Below are 18,426 nucleotides of genomic sequence, written 5' to 3' on the forward strand. Positions count from 1 at the left end.
GACTCTCCTCGGAACATGCGTCGACGGGCGACATCGTACGGCCGTGAGTCCGGATCGCTCCCTCTCCGGTGCTTAGCGATCGATCAGTGAATGCGGCGGCCGGGTATCCGGCTCCGTCTCCCTTCCCCGGCAAGTATCGCCAAAACTCTTGGTGTTGAAGCGTTGACCGATCGAGTTCGCGCTTCTACGTTCTTAGCGAACGCTCAGTAAGGTCCCGGTCGCGTGGCGGCGAGCCCGCCGCGCCCCGAGAGAGGAACCCATGAGCCACCACCCCCCTGACCCCCAGGACCGCGGCAGCGCCGGGCCGCTGGACGGCGTACGCGTTCTCGAACTGGCGGGCATCGGCCCCGGCCCGTTCGCCGCGATGCTGCTCGGGGACCTGGGCGCCGACGTGGTGCGCGTGGACCGCCCCGGGCCCGCGCCGCTCGGCGGCGACCCCGCCCACGACGTGACCAACCGCAACAAGCGCTCGGTCCTGGTCGACCTCAAGTCGCCCGAAGGGCCGGGAACCGTCCGGGCCCTGGCGGCGCGCGCCGAGATTCTCGTGGAGGGATACCGGCCGGGCGTCGCCGAGCGGCTCGGGGTCGGCCCCGAGGAGTGCATGGCCGTCAACCCCGCCCTGGTGTACGGCCGGATGACCGGCTGGGGCCAGCAGGGGCCGCTCGCGCCCCTGGCCGGTCATGACATCGGCTACATCGCCACGGCCGGCGCCCTGGCCATGATCGGCGCGCCGGACGGGCCGCCCGCCGTCCCCGCCAACCTGCTCGGCGACTACGCCGGCGGCTCGCTCTACCTGGCCACCGGCGTCCTGGCCGCGCTGCTCACCGCCCGTGCCACCGGCCGCGGCCAGGTGGTGGACGCGGCGATCGTCGACGGCACGGCCCACCTCACCTCGCTCTTCTGGGGCATGCTCGCCCAGGGCACCTGGCGGGACGCCCGCGGACACAACCTGCTCGACGGCGGCTGCCCGTACTACGGCGTCTACGAGACCGCCGACGGCGGCTGGATGGCGGTCGGCGCCCTGGAGCCGCAGTTCTACACGGCCTTCGTCTCCCTGCTGGGTCTGGACGGCGACGACCTGCCGGACCGCGCCGACCCGCGCGGCTGGCCGGAGCTGCGGGCCCGGTTCACCGCCCGGTTCAAGACCGCGACCCGCGAGGAGTGGACGGCCGTCTTCGAGGGCACCGACGCCTGTGTCGCCCCCGTCCTCTCGCTGCGCGAGGCGGCCGGCCACCCGCACCTGACCGGGCGCGGCACCTACACCGAGGCGCACGGCATCACCCAGCCCGCTCCCGCGCCCCGCTTCTCCGCCACTCCCGGCACCCTCCGGCTGCCTCCCGCCCTCCCCGGCGCGCACACCGCCGACGTGGCCCGCGACTGGGACATGCCCGAACTGCTGAAGGACCGCCGCTGATGGAACTCTCCTCCCCTCTGACGTACACGGGCGACCCGCGTGACGCCGCCGACCGGGCCGCCGCCCTGGAGGCCGCGGGACTCGACGCCGTCTGGGTGTCCGAGGCCTACGGCTTCGACTCCCCGACGATCATGGGATACCTGGCCGCGAAGACCGAGCGGATGCGGATCGGCTCGGCCATCCTGAACGTCTACTCGCGCACCCCCGCGCTCATCGCGCAGACCGCGGCCGGACTCGACGCCCTCACCGGCGGACGTGCCCTCCTCGGCGTCGGCGCCTCCGGTCCGCAGGTCGTCGAGGGCTGGCACGGCCGCCGCTACGACCGTCCACTGGGCCGGACCCGCGAGGTGATCGAGCTGTCGCGGCGGATCTGGCGGCGCGAGGTGATCGAGCACCACGGCATCACCAGCCTGCCGCTGCCGCCCGAGAAGGGCGGCACCCTCGGCAAGCCCCTGAAGCTGCTCACCCACCCGGTCCGCGACACCATCCCCGTCTACGTCGCGGCGCTCGGCCCGGCCAACGTCCGGATGACCGCCCAACTGGCCGACGGCTGGCTGCCGTTCCTCTACTCGCCGGAACACGCCGCCAAGGTGTGGGGCCCGTCCCTCGCCGAGGGCGCGGCCGTGCGCGACCCCGCGCTCGGGCCGCTGTCGGTCGTGGCCGGAGGCCTGCTCGCCATCGGCGACGACGCCGAGGCGGCCCGCGACCGGATGCGCCCCACCGTCGCCCTGTACGTCGGCGGCATGGGCGCCCCGGGCCGCAACTTCTACCACGACCTGCTGTGCGCCTACGGCTACGAATCGGCCGCCGCCGCCATCCAGGAGCACTACCTCGCGGGCCGCAGGAAGGACGCGGAGACCGCCGTGCCCGCCGAACTGCTGGAACAGATATGCCTGGCCGGCCCGGAGGGCCACGTCCGCGACCGCGTCGAGGCCTTCCGTGAGGCGGGCGTGACGATGCTCGACGTCACACCCGTGGGCCCCGATCCCGCCCGGCTGATCGAGCGCGTGAGGAGTTGGCTGTGACCTTGGAACGAGACCTGTACGGACCGGACCACGAGGCCTTCCGCGAGACCGTGCGGAGCTTCCTCGCCAAGGAGGTGGCCCCGCACCACGAACGGTGGGAACGCGACGGCGTCGTCGACCGCGAGGTGTGGTGCTCGGCGGGCCGCCAGGGCCTGCTGGGCCTGGCCGTCGGCGAGGAGTACGGCGGCGGTGGGACCGAGGACTTCCGCTACAGCGCCGTGCTGATCGAGGAGTTCGCCCGCGCCGGCGCCTCCGGACTGGCCCTGAGCCTGCACAACGACATCGTCGGCCCCTACCTGACCCGGCTCGCCACCGAGGAACAGAAGCGGCGCTGGCTGCCCGGGTTCGTCTCCGGCGACATCATCACCGCCATCGCCATGACGGAACCCGGCGCCGGCTCCGACCTGCGGGGCATCCGCACCACCGCCACCGACCAGGGCGACCACTACCTGCTCAACGGCTCGAAGACCTTCATCTCCAACGGCATCCTCGCCGACCTCGTCGTCGTGGTGGCCCGCACCACGCCCGAGGGCGGCAGCTCCGGGCAGAGCCTGCTCGTCGTCGAGCGCGGCGCGGACGGCTTCGAACGCGGCCGCAACCTCGACAAGATCGGCCAGAAGGCCCAGGACACCGCCGAGCTGTTCTTCAACGACGTTCGGGTCCCCAAGGAGAACCTGCTGGGGGAGGAGAACCGCGCCTTCACCTACCTGATGGGCAACCTCGCCCAGGAGCGGCTGGCCATCGCGGTCGGCGCCGCCGCCGCGGCCGAGGAGATCCTCGACGTCACCATGCGGTACGTGAAGGAGCGCGAGGCGTTCGGGCGGCCGCTGGCGAGGCTCCAGCACATCCGTTTCGAGATCGCCGAGATGGCCACCGAGGCAGCGGTCACCCGGACCTTCCTGGACCGCTGTGTCACCGAGCACAGTCAGGGCCGGCTCGACGCCGTGCACGCCTCGATGGCCAAGTGGTGGGCCACCGAACTGCAGAAGCGGATCGTCGACCGCTGCCTCCAACTCCACGGCGGCTACGGCTACATGAGCGAGTACCGGGTGGCGCGGGCGTTCCTCGACGGACGTATCCAGACCATCTACGGCGGCACCACCGAGATCATGAAGGACATCATCGGCCGCTCCCTCCTCGGTTGAGCCCGCGCCGACCGCCCACACCGAACCCGTGCCGCGTGAGCGGCTTCTCGTGAACCCACGGAAGGCACCAAGGTGAGCACCGAAGCGTACGTGTACGACGCGATCCGCACCCCGCGCGGACGCGGCAAGGCGAACGGCGCCCTGCACGGCACCAAGCCGATCGACCTGGTCGTCGGTCTGATCCACGAGACCCTCCACCGTTTCCCGGACCTCGACCCGGCGGCGATCGACGACATCGTGCTGGGCGTCGTGGGCCCCCTCGGTGACCAGGGAGCCGACATCGCCCGCACCGCGGCCATCGCCGCCGGGCTGCCGGACACCGTGGCGGGCGTCCAGGAGAACCGCTTCTGCGCCTCGGGGCTGGAAGCCGTCAACATGGCTGCCGTGAAGGTCCGTTCGGGCTGGGAGGACCTGGTGCTGGCGGGCGGCGTGGAGTCCATGTCCCGCGTCCCGATGGGCAGCGACGGCGGAGCCTGGGCCCTGGACCCGCGCACAAACCACGACACCGGCTTCGTCCCGCAGGGCATCGGCGCCGACCTGATCGCCACCCTGGAGGGCTTCACCCGCCACGACGTGGACTCCTACGCCGCCCAGTCCCAGGAACGGGCCGCCGCCGCCTGGAAGGACGGCCGTTTCGACCGGTCCGTCGTCCCCGTCCTGGACCGTAACGGACTGCTCGTCCTCGACCGCGACGAGCACATGCGGCCCGGTACCACGGCCGAGAGCCTGGCCGGTCTCGAGCCCTCCTTCGCGCAGCCCGGCGAGCCGGCCGGCTTCGACGCCGTCGCGCTGCAGAAGTACCACTGGGTGGAGAAGATCGACCACGTCCACCACGCGGGCAACTCCTCCGGCATCGTCGACGGCGCCGCGCTGGTCGCCATAGGCAGCGGGGCGGCCGGCGAGCGGCACGGCCTGACCCCGCGCGCCAGGATCGTCTCCGCCTCCGTGTCCGGCGCGGACCCCACCATCATGCTGACCGGCCCCGCCCCCGCATCCCGCAAGGCGCTCGCCAAGGCCGGGCTGACCGTCGACGACATCGACCTGGTCGAGATCAACGAGGCGTTCGCCGCGGTCGTCCTGCGGTACGTCAAGGACATGGGCCTGTCCCTGGACAAGGTCAACGTCAACGGCGGCGCCATCGCCATGGGCCATCCGCTGGGGGCCACCGGCGCCATGATCCTGGGCACCCTCGTGGACGAGCTGGAGCGCCGTGATCTGCGGTTCGGGCTGGCGACCCTGTGCGTCGGCGGCGGAATGGGCATCGCCACCGTCGTCGAACGCCTCTGATCCCGCCCCCCACCTCAGCAGCCCGCCGCCGACACGGGAGACCTCGGCCATGGACACCACCGCACGCCCCTCGACGATCCGCTGGGAAGAGTCCGAGGACCACGTCGTCACCCTCCTACTGGACGATCCGAGCCAGTCCGCCAACACCATGAACGCCGCGTTCATCGACTCGCTGGACGCCGTCGCGGCGCGGCTCGCGCGACGCCGCGACGACATCCGGGGCGTCATCGTCGCCTCCGCCAAGAAGAGCTTCTTCGCCGGCGGCGACCTGCGCGACCTGATCTCCGTCACCCCCGGGACCGCGCAGGAGTCCTTCGAGGCCGGCATGCGGGTCAAACGCTCGCTGCGCGTCCTGGAGACCCTGGGCAAGCCGGTCGTCGCCGCGATCAACGGCGCGGCCCTGGGCGGCGGTTACGAGATCGCCCTGGCCTGCCACCACCGTGTGGTACTGGACACCCCGGCCGCCCGCGTCGGGCTTCCCGAAGTCACCCTGGGCCTGCTGCCCGGAGGCGGGGGAGTGACCCGCACGGTGCGGATGTTCGGGGTCGCCGACGCCCTGCGGAAGGTCCTCCTGGAAGGCACCCAGTACGGTCCGGCCCGCGCCCTGGAAGCCGGCCTGGTCGACGAGATCGCCGCCGACCGGGCCGAACTGCTCGCCAGAGCACGTGCGTTCGTGGACGCCAACCCGGTGTCGGCCCAGCCCTGGGACAGGCCCGGCTACCGCATCCCCGGCGGCACACCCTCGAACCCGAAGCTCGCCGCCCAGCTCCCGGCCTTCCCCGCGTTGCTGAAGAAGCAGACGGGCGGCGCCCCCTGCCCCGCACCACGCAACATCCTCGCGGCGGCCGTGGAGAGCGTCCAGGTCGACCTGGACACGGCCTTCGTCGTGGAAGCCCGCTACCTGACGGAACTCGTCACCGGGCAGATCACCAAGAACATGATCCAGGCGTTCTTCTTCGACCTCCAGGCGGTCAACTCGGGTGTCAGCCGCCCCGAGGGTGCCGAGCCGCGGACGGTCCGCAAGGTGGCTGTGCTGGGCGCCGGGATGATGGGTGCGGGTATCGCGTACTCGTGTGCTCGTGCGGGCATCGACGTCGTCCTGAAGGATGTCGCGCTGGAGTCGGCCGTCAAGGGCAAGGGCTATTCCGAGAAGCTGTGTGCCAAGGCGGTGGCCAAGGGCGGTACGACGCGGGAGAAGGCGGACGCGTTGCTGGCGCGGATCACGCCGACGGCCGAGGTGGGCGACCTGGCGGGTTGTGACGCGGTCATCGAGGCGGTCTTCGAGGACACCGCGCTCAAGCACAAGGTGTTCCAGGACATCCAGGCCGTCGTCGCCCCCGACGCGCTGCTGTGCTCCAACACCTCCACGCTTCCCATCACCGCGCTGGCCGAGGGCGTCGAGCGGCAGGCGGACTTCATCGGGCTCCACTTCTTCTCGCCCGTCGACAGGATGCCACTGGTCGAGATCATCAAGGGTGAGCGGACGGGCGACGAGGCGCTGGCGCGCGCCTTCGATCTGGTCCGGCAGATCAACAAGACGCCGATCGTCGTCAACGACTCGCGCGGCTTCTTCACCTCCCGGGTCATCGGCCACTTCATCAACGAGGGCGTGGCCATGGTCGGCGAGGGCGTCGAGCCCGCCTCCGTCGAGCAGGCGGCGGCCCAGGCGGGCTACCCGGCCAGGGTCCTCAGCCTGATGGACGAGCTGACGCTCACGCTGCCCCGGAAGATCCGTGAGGAGACCAGGCGGGCGGTGGAGGAGGCGGGCGGTACCTGGACCGCGCATCCGGCGGACGTCGTCGTGGACCGCATGGTCGACGAGTTCGGGCGCCCGGGGCGCAGTGGCGGCGCCGGGTTCTACGAGTACGGGGACGACGGCAGGCGGGCGGGGCTGTGGCCGGGACTGCGCGAGCACTTCACGGACCCCGCGAAGCAGCCGGCCGAGCCGGCCGAGTTGGTGGAGCGGATGCTCTTCGTGGAAGCGCTGGACTCGGTGCGCTGCCTGGAGGAGGGCGTGCTGACGTCCGTCGCCGACGCGAACATCGGCTCGATCCTCGGTATCGGTTTCCCGGGCTGGACCGGCGGCGTCCTGCAGTACATCAACGGCTACGAGGGGGGTCTGCCCGGCTTCGTGGCCCGCGCGCGGGAGCTCGCCGACCGCTACGGCGAGCGCTTCACCCCGCCCGGCCTGCTGGTGGAGAAGGCGGACAAGGGGGAGGTCTTCACCGACGACCGATCCCTCTCCTGATCCCCCGGCGGTCCCTCGCGTCTTTATCGCGCGTTTCCGTCGCGCACTTGCGCCGCGCACCTCCCGGCACGCCTGCCGGGGCGCCCCCACCGCCCCGGTCTCCCCGGACGTTCCCATCCGACCCGCAAGGAGGCCCCGATGACATCAGCGCCCCGTACCACCGGCCAACTGCCCGACGCCCCGGCCGACCGCACGCTGCCGCAGCTGCTGGCCCGCAACGCCCACGAGTATCCCGGGCTCCCCGGCCTCTCCTGGCAGCGGGCGGACGGGGAGGGTGACTGGACGACGCTCACCTGGGCGGAGATCCACGAGCACACCGAGCGCCTGGCCGCCGGGTACGCGGCGCTCGGCGTCGGCCGCGGCGACCACGTGCTGATGATGATGGCCAACCGGCCCGAACACTGGCTGTCCGACCTGGCCCTCGTCCGTCTCGGTGCCGTTCCGGTGAGCGTCTACGGCACCGCGGCGCCCGAGCAGTTCACCCACATCGCCCGCAACTGCCGAGCCCGGGTCGCCGTGGTGGAGGGTGCGGCACAGGTGGAGGTGTGGGAGCCGCTGCTGACCGACGCCGACACCCCGCTGGCCCGGCTGGTGGTGGCCGAGGCAGGCGCCGAGCGCGACCACCGCTCGTACGCCGCCCTGCTCCGGGAGCCGGCACCGGAGGGCTTCGCCAAGGAGCTGGACGCCGCGAGCCCCGAGGACCCGCTGACCGTCGTCTACACCTCCGGCACCACCGGGGAACCCAAGGGCGTCGTTCTCACCCACCGCCAGGTCATGGCCAACGCCCTTGCGCTGGACGCCGTGGTGGAACTGCCGCCGCACGTCGAGCACATCTGCTACCTGCCGTTCGCCCATATCGCCGAACGGATGCTGGGCATCTACCTGCCCTGCCACCGGGCCTCGCACGTCCACCTCTGCGCCGACCCCGCGGGTGTGGGCACGGTCGTGCGCAAGGTGCGCCCCGCGCAGTTCTTCGGCGTGCCGCGGATCTGGGAGAAGCTGTGCGCCGCCGTGCGGGCCGTCCTCTCCCTGATGCCGGCCGAGCAGCGGGAGGTCATCGACGCGGCGTCCGCGGTGGCCCGCGAGCACGTCGGGTACCGCGAGCGGGGGGAGACTCCGCCCGCCGAGCTGGAGGAGCGCTACGCCCGTGCCCGCAAGGAGGTCCTGCTGCCGCTGCTGGCCGCGGGCGGACTGGACCGGGTGACCTGGGCGGCCAGCGCGTCGGCGCCCATGCCGGTCGACGTGGTGGACTTCTGGGCCGGTTTCGGCATCGTGATCATGGATGCCTGGGGGCTGACCGAGACCACCGGCGTGGCCACCACCAACAGCCCGCGGACCGGTTTCCGGATCGGCTCGGTGGGACGCCCCGTGGAGTCCGTGGAGGTCCGGCTCGCCGCGGACGGCGAGATCGAGGTGCGAGGCGAGTCGGTGTTCTCCGGCTACCTCCAGCCGGACGGATCGGTGCGTTCGGCCCTGGACGACGACGGCTGGCTGGCCACCGGCGACATCGGCCGGACGGACGAGGACGGCTATCTCTGGCTCACCGACCGGAAGAAGGAGATGATCATCACTTCGACCGGCAAGAACGTCTCGCCGGCCCTGGTGGAGAACGCGCTCAAGCAGCATCCCCTGATCGGCCAGGCACTGGTGCACGGCGACCGGCGCTCCTACCTCGTCGCCCTGCTGGTGCTCGACGCGGAGGCCGCCCCCGCCTGGGCCGCGGCCCGGGGCGTCGAGGCGGACGGCACGGTCGCCGGGCTGGTGCGGCACCCGGCCGTGCGGGCCGAGGTGGAGCGCGCGGTGGCCGCCGCCAACTCCCGGCTCAACCACACCGAGCAGGTCAAGCGGTACGAACTGCTCTCCGAGGAGTGGGGCCCGGCGACCGGCGAGCTGACACCCTCGCTGAAGATGCGGCGCCGGGTCATCGGGGACAAGTACGCCGACGCGCTGGCCGGGCTCTACCGGGACTGAGACGGGCCCGCGCTTCGCGCGCGGGGAAAGCGGCCGCCCCTCCGACCGGGGAGGGGCGGCCGACTCGCGTGGGCCGCATCAGAGACCGTAGGACTTGCCGATCACGTCCCGCTGGATCTCGCTGGTCCCGCCGTAGACCGTGGAGACGACCGCGGCCCGCAGGTGGCGCTCCATGTCGAACTCGGTGGTGTAGCCGTAGCCGCCCATCATCTGCATGCCCTCCAGGGCGGCCCTCTTGGCGATCTCGGTGGCCTTCAGCTTGGCCATGGACGCCTCCCGCGGGAACAGCTTGTCCGGCTGCGCGTCGCAGTCCAGGGCCACCTCGCGCACCAGCAGCCGGGTGCACTCGATCTCGGTGGCGAGGTCGGCCACCCGGTGCCGCAGTGCCTGGAAGGAGCCGACGGGCCGCCCGAACTGCTCACGTTCGCGGACGTAGGCGAGGGCGTCGTCGAAGATCCGGCGCGCCAGGCCCAGCATGTTCGAGGCCAGGAAGAGCCGCTCGTAGTTCAGTCCGGCCATCAACTGCCGCCAGCCGTCGTTCACCTCGCCCACCACCGCGTCGGCGGGCAGCCGGACGCCGGTGAGGAACACGTCGTTCACCTCCCGGCCGCCCATGGTCTCGATGCCCCGCACCTCCACGCCAGGCGCGTCGGCGGGCAGGTGGAACATGGTCAGCCCGCCGTGCTTGTCCTCACCGGTGCGGGCCACCAGCAGAATGCTCTTCGCGCAGTGCGCGTTGGAGATCCAGGTCTTCTGCCCCTCGATCACCCAACTGCCGTCCGCCGCCCGCGTGGCCCGGCAGCGCAGCGCGCCGACGTCCGAACCGGCCCCCGGCTCCGACATGGCGATGGACAGGACGTCGCCGCCCACGGCGCCCGGCAGCACGTCGTGCCGCTGTTGTTCGGTGCCGAACCGTTCGTATGCCTTCGCGGCGATGACGGTGGTGATGAAACCGCCGGCCGGGACCATCCCGTAGGAGGTCTCCTCCAGGAACAGGCAGGCGTCGGCCAGCCCGCCGCCGGAACCACCGTGCTCCTCGGGCAGGCACACCCCGAGCCAGCCCAGGTCGGCGAGCCTGCCGTACAGCCCCGGATGGTGCGCCTCGCGACCGCCCGCGGTCAGCGCGTCCCGCTGCTCCCGGGTGCCGCACTCGCGCTTGGCGAAATCTCTGACGGCCGCGACGAACGCGGACTGCTCTGCGGTGAGGCGACTGCCCATCAGGTCCTCCAGGGGTCTGGACGCCGGACTCCGGCTCGGCCGGGTACGCCGGCTCCGGTGGGGTCGGGCGAGTAAGCGATGCCACGAAGATCGATGTTACAAAGATATGGTAGTTGTTTCAGAGTCTCTTGGGGAAGTGTGCCAGGTATCGTGAACGACGTCATGAAGACCGACGCGAACGATTCGCTGCCCGCCCGGCCATCCGCCCGGCCGGAGACGGACGACCCGACGGCACGGCGCATCCTCGACGCCGCGCTGGAGCAGTTCACCGTCTTCGGCCTGCGCCGCTCCTCCGTGGACGACGTCGCCAAACGGGCCGGCGTCTCCCGGGTCACCGTCTACCGGCGCTTCCAGAACAAGGACAAGCTGGTCGAGCAGACCCTGCTGCGCGAGAACAGCCGGTTCTTCCAGCGGCTGGACGCGGCGGTGGCCTCGTTGCCGACCATGGAGGAACGGGTCGTCGAGGGGTTCGTGGTCGCCCTGCGCCACACCCGAGCGCATCCGCTCTTCGGGGGCCTGCTGCGCCTGGAGCCCGAGGTGGTGCTGCCCTATCTGACCGTGCACGGCGGCTCCTCGCTCTCCGCCACCGTCGAGTACCTGACGGCTCATCTGCGCCGTGCGCAGCAGGACGAGGGCCGCCGTGACGAGGACCCGCGGCCGGTCGCCGAGCTCATGGTGCGGGTGGCCGTCTCCTTCCTGCTCAACCCGGCCAGCTGCATCGAGATGGAGGACGAGGACCAGGCCCGGGCCTTCGCCCGCCGCTACCTGGCCCCCCTGCTGAACGCCTGACCGGCCGGCGGGGCCCTCGCGCCGGTTCAGTGCCGCAGGTGCAGTGTCCGGGCCAGCCGCACCGCGCGCTCCCGGGCGGCGGCCGGTACCTCGAAGGAGGTCAGCGCGACCGGCGGGGTGAAGCGCTGCACGGTCGTCGACTGTACGGAGGTGAAGGCCCGCAGCCCCTCCTCGCCGTGTATCCGCCCGAAGCCGGAGTCCCGCGAACCGCCGAACGGCAGCGCCGGCACGGCCGCGAAGCCCAGCACCGAGTTCACCGACACCGCCCCCGCGCGCAGTCGCGCCGCGATCGCGGCCCCGGCACGCCGGTCGTGGCAGAACACCGCGGCTCCCAGCGCGTACCGGGAGTCGTTGGCGCGGGCCACCGCCTCGTCCACGTCGGCCACCGCGTTGACGGCGACGACCGGTCCGAACGTCTCCTCCGTCATGGCGGCCGAGTCCTCCGGGACGTCGGCGAGGACGACGGGCGCGACGTACGGCGCCCGGACCGACTCGGGCCCGCCCAGCAGGGCCCGCGCGCCCGACGACACCGCCGCGGTCACATGCCGCTCGACGGTCCCGATCTGGCTCGCCAGGGTCATCGGCCCGTAGGCCGCGTCGCTCCCGGCACCCGGACGCAGTTCACCGGCGCGCTTCACCACCCGTTCGCACAGCGCCGCGTGGACCTCGCGCACGGCGTAGACGCGCTCCACACCCGCGCAGGTCTGTCCGGCGTTGCTCAGCGCGCCCCACACGATCGCGTCGGCGGCGGCGTCCAGGTCCGCGTCCGCGGTGACGATCACGGCGTCCTTCCCGCCGCACTCGGCGAGGAACGGCGTCAGCGTCTCGGCGCACACCGCCATCACCTTGCGCGCCGTCCCGGGCGATCCGGTGAAAGCCAGCTTGTCGACCCCGGAGCGGGCCAGTGCCTCCCCGGTGGCCGCGGCACCGGTGACGGTGGTGAGCAGCCCGGCGTGTGCGGGCACGGCCGCGTCGAACAGCTCGGCGAGCAGGACACCGGTGCCCGGGGTCAGCTCGGACGGCTTGAGGACCACGGCGTTCCCGGCCGCCAGGGCGTATCCGACGGAGCCCATCGGGGTGTAGCAGGGGTAGTTCCACGGGCCGATCACGCCCACCACCCCCAGTGGCCGGTGCACCAGCGAGGCCCGCTGGTGGACGGTGAACAGCCCGGTGCGCACCCGCCGTCGGCGCAGCGCGCGGTCGGCGTGGCGGGCGGCCCAGGCCAGGTGCTCCAGCGTGAGGACGACCTCCAGCGCGGCGTCTTCGGCCGGCTTGCCGGTCTCCTCGGAGACGGTCCGGGCGACGGTGTGCAGATCGGCGGCGAGGGCCCGCTTCCAGCGCAGCAGATGGTCACGGCGCCGGCCCGCGGGCAACGCGGCCCACTCCGCCTGGACCCTGCGGGCACCGGCCACGGCACGGGCGATCTGCTCGGGACCGTCCACCGGGTGCTCGGCGAGCGGCTCGCCGGTCGCCGGGGAACGGGTGGTGAACGTCGCGGTGCGCGGTGCGGCGTCCGGGGCGGTCTCGGTCATCGGGTCCCCTGCGAGTCGAAGATACAAAAACTATTTACTTGTTTCACGACCGCGTCAAGACTCCCGTCGCTCCGGACGGACGGGGAGGGTGCCGCGCGCCGCGGCGGCTCTTTCGCGCCCGCCCGGGGGTGCGGCGCGGGGGACGTCACGCACGGTGACCGATTCTGATCGGATCCGACCGGGCCATGGTTCTTCTGGAACGGAAGTTTCGCCGGGTTATCGGGCTGTCGTACGAAGGCTCATACCAGAGCGGGACGTTGTCCGAGGGACTTTGGCAACTGCCCCTCGCACAGGATGCGTAGACGACTACTGTCAGTGTCCGTTGGGCGACGCGGGACCGGTTCAGAACCGCCGGGCCGTTCGGCCGACACCGCGATGACGCGTGCCCGCGTGGCGTCACGTGTCCGCGTGGCATCCGCCACCACGCGCGAGCACCAGGGCCCGATCCGGGCCCTACGGACCAACGGACCAGTACGAGGACCCCGATGTCTCACCTCCGCGCCCCGGCCGCGCGAGCAGACCGCCGCGAGGGCGGGCGGCACGGCCGGCCGGCCTCCCGGACCGCCCCCGCGCTGCCCGAGACCCACATACGGCCCCAACTCCTGCGTCTCGCCGTGCTGCCGCCCGTCGCGGTCGCCCTCAGCGCCTGCGCGGTCGTCCTGTTCACCATCCGCTCCACCGGCGCGCGGCCCGGCCTCGTGCTGTGGGTCGTGCTCGCCGGCGCGGTCTCGGTCACCCTCGCGGCGGTCGTCATCGCCGCCGTCGCCGCCGACCGCGCCGCGCGCTCCGTACACGACCGCGTCGGCGCACTGCGGCGCAGCACCGCGCGCGGAGAGGGTGATCTGCGCGCCGTGGTCGAGGCGTTGCGCCGCGGCGAGAACCCGGCTCCGCGCAAGCCGCGCGGCGGACCGCCGGACGACGCCGACGACTTCGAACTGCTCGCCGCCGACCTGTCCCGCGCCCACGACGGCGCCGTCACCGCCGTCGTCCGGGCCGCCCAGCTCTCCAGCCAGGCGGGCAGCGAACAGAAACTGGAGGTCTTCGTCAACCTCGCCCGGCGCCTGCAGTCCCTGGTGCACCGGGAGATCTCCATCCTGGACGAGCTGGAGAACGAGATCGAGGACCCCGACCTCCTCAAGGGCCTCTTCCACGTCGACCACCTCGCCACCCGCATCCGCCGGCACGCGGAGAACCTCGCCGTGCTCGGCGGCGCCGTCTCCCGCCGCCAGTGGAGCAACCCCGTCGACATGACGGAGGTGCTCCGCTCGGCCATCGCCGAGGTCGAGCAGTACTCGCGGGTCCGGCTGGTACCGCCGATCGACGGCACCCTGCGCGGCCACGCCGTCGCCGACGTCATCCACCTGCTGGCCGAACTCGTCGAGAACGCCACCCTGTTCTCCGCCCCGCAGACCCAGGTGCTGATGCGCGCCAACCTCGTCACCTCGGGCCTCGCCGTCGAGGTCGAGGACCGCGGACTCGGCATGCCCGTCGGTGAGCAGAGCCGGATGAACGCCCTGCTCGCCGACCCCGACCAGGTCAACGTCGCCCGCCTGCTCGCGGACGGCCGCATCGGGCTGTACGTCGTCTCCCAGCTCGCCAAGCGACACGGCATCACCGTCCGCCTGCAGGGCAACATCTACGGCGGTGTCCAGGCCGTACTGGTCATCCCGCAGGCCCTGTTGGGTGCGGAGCCGGGCGCCCTCCCCGAAGGCGCGGCGGGGGCGGCGGAGGTCACCGCGACCGAGCCGGTGCCCGTACCGCCGTCCGGACAGCAGCCGAGGCCCACGGCCACGGTGGTGCCGGCGGCCCCCGCCGCGCCGGCACCCGCGCCGGTTCCCGTCTCGGCAACTCCCGCCTCCGTCCCTCCGGTCTCCGTCCCTCCCGCCTCCACGACGCCCGCGCCGGTCGTGGTCCGCAGGGCCGACAGCGACGGACCCGCGCCGCTGCCCGTGCGCGGCACCCACCGGGACCGGCCCACCCCGGCCGCCGCCGTGCCCGGTGTCCGGCCCGAGGACCGGGACGCTCTCGCCGAGCACGCGACCGCCCCGCCCGTCCCGCGCCACAGCGCGGTGCGCGGCACCATGGGCAAGCCCCAACTGCCCCGCCGCCGCGCCCAGGAGCACATCGCCCCCCAGCTGCGCGGCGGCCCCGCACCGCGCCAGGAGTCCGAGCAGTACGCCGGCCACGACCCCGGACTGATGGCGGCCTTCCAACGTGGCATCGGCCTCGCGGAGGCCCAGCAGCACAGGGAGTCGACACACATGGAGCCGGCCTACACAGTGCCGACCCAAGGGGCGCCGGCCCATACGGCGCCGGCCCACATGGTGGAACCGCACATGGAGCCGACCCACAGGGATCCGTCCGGATGACCACCCCCGCGACCACTCCCACCCCCACCTCCTCCACCCCCACCACCACGACCAGCGCTCCCGCAGATCTTCGTACCCCAAGGAGTCGATCCACCATGGCGAGCGACGCGCCGACCGGCCATGTATCCGACCTCGACTGGCTGATGAGCGGCCTCGTGCAGCGCGTGCCGCACACGTCCAGCGCGGTGCTCCTGTCCTGCGACGGACTGGTGAAGTCCGTGCACGGGCTCGACGCCGACAGCGCCGACCACATGGCGGCCCTGGCCTCCGGCCTCTACTCCCTCGGTCGCAGCGCCGGCGTCCGCTTCGGCGACGGCGGCGACGTACGGCAGGTCGTCGTCGAGCTCGACTCGACCCTGCTGTTCGTCACCACCGCCGGTTCCGGCACCTGCCTCGCCGTGCTGGCCGGCCGCGAGGCCGACGCGGCCGTACTCGGCTACGAGATGGCGATGCTGGTCAAGAGCGTCCGCCCGTATCTGGTCACCGCACCCCGGCAGTACGCCGTCGAACCCCCGGCGATGAGGCCTTGAGGGTGGCCGCGGCCGGCGACGGGCCCTGGCTCGACGACGCGGCCGGACGGCTGGTGCGCCCTTTCACCGTGAGCAACGGCCGTACCCGGCCCACCGTCGCGCTCGACCTGATGTCCCAGGTGATGGCCACGGGGGCGACCCCCCTCGGCTACCTCGGTCCCGAGCACGCGCAGGCACTCGACCTGTGCCGGGCGCCTCTCCCGGTCGCCGAGCTCGCCGCTCGCCTGAGGCTTCCGGTGGCAGTCACCAAGGTGCTGCTGTCGGACCTCGTGGACTGCGGCGCGCTGACCACCAAACCCCCCGCCTCGTTCCACCACGACCCCACGGACCGGGCCCTTCTGGAGGCAGTGCTCGATGGACTACGACGACAGCTCTGACTACGGCCACGGCCACGGACCCGTCCCGGGCCCCGGCCACGACACCACCGACCCCTTCCCCACCGCGCTCAAGATCCTCGTGGCGGGCGGGTTCGGAGTGGGCAAGACGACCTTCGTCGGCGCGGTCAGCGAGATCGCACCGCTGAGCACGGAGGAACTGCTCACCACCGTCAGTGCCGCGACCGACAACCTCGACGGAATCGAGAACAAACTCGAAACAACCGTGGCCATGGACTTCGGCCGCCTCACCCTCGACCCGCAACACGTGCTGTACCTGTTCGGAACGCCCGGCCAGGAACGCTTCTGGTTCATGTGGGACGAGCTGTGCGAGGGCGCGCTCGGCGCCGTGATCATCGCCGACACCCGCCGCCTCGAGGAGTCCTTCGCCGCCGTCGACTTCTTCGAGGAGCGCGGACTCGGCTTCGTCGTCGCGATCAACGAGTTCGACGGCTCGTACCGCTACGACCCCGAGGAGGTGCGCGCCGCCATGGACCTCCATCCCGAGGTGCCCATCGTGCGCTGCGACGCCCGTATCTCCAGTTCCGGCGTACAGACCCTGCTGACCCTCGTACGCCACCTCATCGCCCACACACCGGCCCCCACGACGGGGTACGGCGCCCACCGGTGATGCCAGCATGCCCAGGTGATCCCCACCCACACCGCCACGGAGCCGCACATGACGTACGCCCACAGCGACGGAGCCCGCCCATGAGCTACGACCCGCCGCGCCCGGTCGGACGTCTGCTGCTCACCCCCGAGGACCGGGAGGCCCCCGCCCGGGTGCGCCGACTGCGCAGGCTCGGTCTGGCGCAACGCCCGGACCCCGCCCTCGACGCCTTCGCGGGCCATCTCGCCCGACTCGCCGAGTCGTCGTACGCGATGGTCAACTTCCTGGTCGAGGGCGGGCAGTTCTTCGCGGGCCTGTGGGTGCCCGAGACCCCGCCCGCGACGCGCGGGGACGGCACCTGCCCGGTGTTCGGCCGCGTCCAGCCCCGGGACCACGGCTTCTGCCCGCACGTGGTGGTCCGGCGCAAGGCGCTGGTCCTGGAGGACGTGCGCGACTACCCGCGCTTCGCCGGCAACCCGGTCGTCGACGAGTTCGGCATCCGCTCCTACCTCGGCGCCCCGCTCATCGACAGCACGGGGACGGTCCTGGGCACGGTGTCCGCGGCCGACGTACGGCCCCGGACGTGGGGGACGGCGGGCCTGGCGACGATCAAGTCGGCCGCCACCGACCTCGTACGGCGCATCGAACGCAGCGCGGAGGACGGGCTGCCCCTGTGAGCCGCGGGCCGGCCGCCGCGTTCCGGGCGGCGTGAAGGAAAGCTGCGGCCGGGCTTAAGAAAGGCTCGATGGACCAGGGGCGGTGTCGTACGGCAGATTGCTGTGCGATTCCCCTGCCCACCCCGGAAGCGGGCTGCTTCGGCATGCCCGGCGCCGGGACCCCTCACCGTCAGGAGCCGTCGCGTTGAAGGCGCTGGTCAAGGAGAAGGCGGAGCCCGGACTGTGGCTCGCCGACGTCCCCGAGCCCGTCATCGGACCCGGTGACGTCCTCATCAAGGTGCTGCGCACCGGCATCTGCGGCACCGACCTGCACATTCGCGCCTGGGACGGCTGGGCCCAGCAGGCCATCCGCACCCCGCTCGTCGTCGGGCACGAGTTCGTCGGCGAGGTCGTCGACACCGGGCGGGACGTCACCGACATCAAGGCCGGCGACCGGGTCAGCGGCGAAGGGCACCTGGTCTGCGGCAAGTGCCGCAACTGCCAGGCCGGACGCCGCCACCTGTGCCGCGCCACGGTCGGCCTCGGCGTCGGCCGGGACGGCGCGTTCGCCGAGTACGTCGCCCTGCCCGCCGCCAACGTCTGGGTGCACCGCGTCCCCGTCGACCTCGACGTCGCCGCGATCTTCGACCCGTTCGGCAACGCCGTGCACACCGCCCTGTCCTTCCCGCTGGTCGGCGAGGACGTCCTCATCACCGGCGCCGGACCGATCGGCCTGATGGCCGCCGCCGTGGCCCGGCACGCCGGTGCGCGCAACGTCGTGATCACCGACGTGAGCGAGGAACGCCTGGACCTTGCCCTCAAGGTCGGCGTGAGCCTCGCCCTCAACGTGTCGAAGGCGACCATCTCCGACGGGCAGCGCGAGCTGGGCCTGCGCGAGGGCTTCGACATCGGGCTGGAGATGTCCGGCCGTCCCGAGGCCATGCGCGACATGATCGCCAACATGACGCACGGCGGCCGGATCGCGATGCTCGGCCTGCCCGCCGAGGAGTTCCCGGTCGACTGGGCCCGGATCGTCACCTCGATGATCACGGTGAAGGGCATCTACGGCCGCGAGATGTTCGAGACCTGGTACGCCATGTCGGTGCTGCTGGAAGGCGGTCTCGACCTCGCCCCCGTGATCACCGGCCGCTACTCCCACCACGACTTCGAAGCCGCCTTCGCCGACGCCGCGAGCGGCAAGGGCGGCAAGGTCATCCTCGACTGGACCGCGTAAGTCATCCGCCTCTTCCAGGAGCTT

15 protein-coding genes are annotated in these 18,426 nt (G+C 72.3%); 13 read left to right on the forward strand and 2 right to left on the reverse strand.

All coding sequences use genetic code 11. From position 1 onward, the window contains the following. Positions 1–259: 259 nt before the first annotated feature. The 6 genes from ACH4NX_RS00050 to ACH4NX_RS00075 all read left to right on the forward strand — a co-directional run bounded on the left by ACH4NX_RS00050 (position 260) and on the right by ACH4NX_RS00075 (position 9,090). Entirely contained in the window at positions 260–1,414 is a 1,155-nt protein-coding gene (locus ACH4NX_RS00050; RefSeq protein WP_398127185.1) for a CaiB/BaiF CoA transferase family protein, read from the forward strand. Further along, complete coding sequence (locus ACH4NX_RS00055) at positions 1,414–2,439, forward strand: LLM class F420-dependent oxidoreductase (protein WP_398127186.1); 1,026 nt, start codon at positions 1,414–1,416, stop codon at positions 2,437–2,439. Before ACH4NX_RS00050 ends, ACH4NX_RS00055 begins: the two co-directional genes overlap by 1 nt. Then, on the forward strand, positions 2,436–3,584 hold the full coding sequence (locus ACH4NX_RS00060; RefSeq protein WP_398127187.1) for an acyl-CoA dehydrogenase family protein: 1,149 nt from the start codon (positions 2,436–2,438) through the stop codon (positions 3,582–3,584). Before ACH4NX_RS00055 ends, ACH4NX_RS00060 begins: the two co-directional genes overlap by 4 nt. Before the next feature lie 72 nt (positions 3,585–3,656). Beyond that, positions 3,657–4,871: an acetyl-CoA C-acetyltransferase gene (locus ACH4NX_RS00065; protein ID WP_398127188.1), complete on the forward strand. Its 1,215-nt coding sequence runs from the start codon at positions 3,657–3,659 to the stop codon at positions 4,869–4,871. A 49-nt stretch (positions 4,872–4,920) separates the two neighbouring features. Beyond that, on the forward strand, positions 4,921–7,119 hold the full coding sequence (locus tag ACH4NX_RS00070; protein WP_398127189.1) for a 3-hydroxyacyl-CoA dehydrogenase NAD-binding domain-containing protein: 2,199 nt from the start codon (positions 4,921–4,923) through the stop codon (positions 7,117–7,119). 138 nt (positions 7,120–7,257) lie between these two features. Further along, on the forward strand, positions 7,258–9,090 hold the full coding sequence (locus ACH4NX_RS00075; RefSeq protein WP_398127190.1) for an AMP-dependent synthetase/ligase: 1,833 nt from the start codon (positions 7,258–7,260) through the stop codon (positions 9,088–9,090). Positions 9,091–9,168: 78 nt separating this feature from the next. Here the strand turns inward: ACH4NX_RS00075 and ACH4NX_RS00080 are convergent, their stop codons facing one another. Next, positions 9,169–10,308, reverse strand: coding sequence for an acyl-CoA dehydrogenase family protein (locus tag ACH4NX_RS00080; RefSeq protein WP_351398592.1), 1,140 nt, complete (start codon positions 10,306–10,308; stop codon positions 9,169–9,171). Positions 10,309–10,470: 162 nt separating this feature from the next. On the opposite strand from ACH4NX_RS00080, the gene ACH4NX_RS00085 reads away from it, so the two are divergent. Then, a complete protein-coding gene (locus ACH4NX_RS00085; RefSeq protein WP_351398594.1) occupies positions 10,471–11,097 on the forward strand; it encodes a TetR/AcrR family transcriptional regulator in 627 nt (208 codons plus the stop codon). Between the two features lie 26 nt (positions 11,098–11,123). Here ACH4NX_RS00085 and ACH4NX_RS00090 read toward each other — a convergent pair whose 3' ends face one another. Continuing rightward, complete coding sequence (locus ACH4NX_RS00090) at positions 11,124–12,629, reverse strand: aldehyde dehydrogenase family protein (RefSeq protein WP_351398596.1); 1,506 nt, start codon at positions 12,627–12,629, stop codon at positions 11,124–11,126. Between the two features lie 485 nt (positions 12,630–13,114). On the opposite strand from ACH4NX_RS00090, the gene ACH4NX_RS00095 reads away from it, so the two are divergent. The 6 genes from ACH4NX_RS00095 to tdh all read left to right on the forward strand — a co-directional run bounded on the left by ACH4NX_RS00095 (position 13,115) and on the right by tdh (position 18,402). Next, on the forward strand, positions 13,115–14,998 hold the full coding sequence (locus tag ACH4NX_RS00095; protein ID WP_398127191.1) for an ATP-binding protein: 1,884 nt from the start codon (positions 13,115–13,117) through the stop codon (positions 14,996–14,998). Positions 14,999–15,093: 95 nt separating this feature from the next. Continuing rightward, positions 15,094–15,528, forward strand: a complete 435-nt coding sequence (locus ACH4NX_RS00100; protein ID WP_398127192.1) for a roadblock/LC7 domain-containing protein — start codon at positions 15,094–15,096, stop codon at positions 15,526–15,528. Between the two features lie 2 nt (positions 15,529–15,530). Then, positions 15,531–15,905, forward strand: coding sequence for a DUF742 domain-containing protein (locus tag ACH4NX_RS00105; protein WP_351398602.1), 375 nt, complete (start codon positions 15,531–15,533; stop codon positions 15,903–15,905). Next, positions 15,883–16,533 carry a GTP-binding protein gene (locus ACH4NX_RS00110; protein ID WP_398127193.1) on the forward strand — a complete coding sequence of 217 codons (651 nt, stop codon included), beginning with the start codon at positions 15,883–15,885 and terminating at the stop codon, positions 16,531–16,533. The genes ACH4NX_RS00105 and ACH4NX_RS00110 overlap by 23 nt, the downstream gene beginning before the upstream one ends. A gap of 80 nt (positions 16,534–16,613) precedes the next feature. Continuing rightward, positions 16,614–17,189, forward strand: coding sequence for a GAF domain-containing protein (locus tag ACH4NX_RS00115; RefSeq protein WP_351398606.1), 576 nt, complete (start codon positions 16,614–16,616; stop codon positions 17,187–17,189). 184 nt (positions 17,190–17,373) lie between these two features. After that, entirely contained in the window at positions 17,374–18,402 is a 1,029-nt protein-coding gene (gene tdh, locus ACH4NX_RS00120) for an L-threonine 3-dehydrogenase (protein ID WP_351398608.1), read from the forward strand. Positions 18,403–18,426: the final 24 nt, after the last annotated feature.

It is taken from the genome of Streptomyces sp. NPDC017225, assembly GCF_044331465.1.
Lineage (GTDB): Bacteria > Actinomycetota > Actinomycetes > Streptomycetales > Streptomycetaceae > Streptomyces.

What these genes read in the sequence shown, in the direction of transcription:
- ACH4NX_RS00070 (WP_398127189.1), top strand. Translation starts at nt 4,921, where the DNA reads ATGGACACCACCGCACGCCCCTCGACGATCCGCTGGGAAGAGTCCGAG.
- ACH4NX_RS00115 (WP_351398606.1), top strand. Translation starts at nt 16,614, where the DNA reads ATGAGCTACGACCCGCCGCGCCCGGTCGGACGTCTGCTGCTCACCCCC.
- ACH4NX_RS00050 (WP_398127185.1), top strand. Translation starts at nt 260, where the DNA reads ATGAGCCACCACCCCCCTGACCCCCAGGACCGCGGCAGCGCCGGGCCG.
- ACH4NX_RS00075 (WP_398127190.1), top strand. Translation starts at nt 7,258, where the DNA reads ATGACATCAGCGCCCCGTACCACCGGCCAACTGCCCGACGCCCCGGCC.
- ACH4NX_RS00055 (WP_398127186.1), top strand. Translation starts at nt 1,414, where the DNA reads ATGGAACTCTCCTCCCCTCTGACGTACACGGGCGACCCGCGTGACGCC.
- ACH4NX_RS00080 (WP_351398592.1), bottom strand. Translation starts at nt 10,308, where the DNA reads ATGGGCAGTCGCCTCACCGCAGAGCAGTCCGCGTTCGTCGCGGCCGTC.
- ACH4NX_RS00110 (WP_398127193.1), top strand. Translation starts at nt 15,883, where the DNA reads ATGGACTACGACGACAGCTCTGACTACGGCCACGGCCACGGACCCGTC.
- ACH4NX_RS00095 (WP_398127191.1), top strand. Translation starts at nt 13,115, where the DNA reads ATGTCTCACCTCCGCGCCCCGGCCGCGCGAGCAGACCGCCGCGAGGGC.
- ACH4NX_RS00085 (WP_351398594.1), top strand. Translation starts at nt 10,471, where the DNA reads ATGAAGACCGACGCGAACGATTCGCTGCCCGCCCGGCCATCCGCCCGG.
- ACH4NX_RS00100 (WP_398127192.1), top strand. Translation starts at nt 15,094, where the DNA reads ATGGCGAGCGACGCGCCGACCGGCCATGTATCCGACCTCGACTGGCTG.
- ACH4NX_RS00090 (WP_351398596.1), bottom strand. Translation starts at nt 12,629, where the DNA reads ATGACCGAGACCGCCCCGGACGCCGCACCGCGCACCGCGACGTTCACC.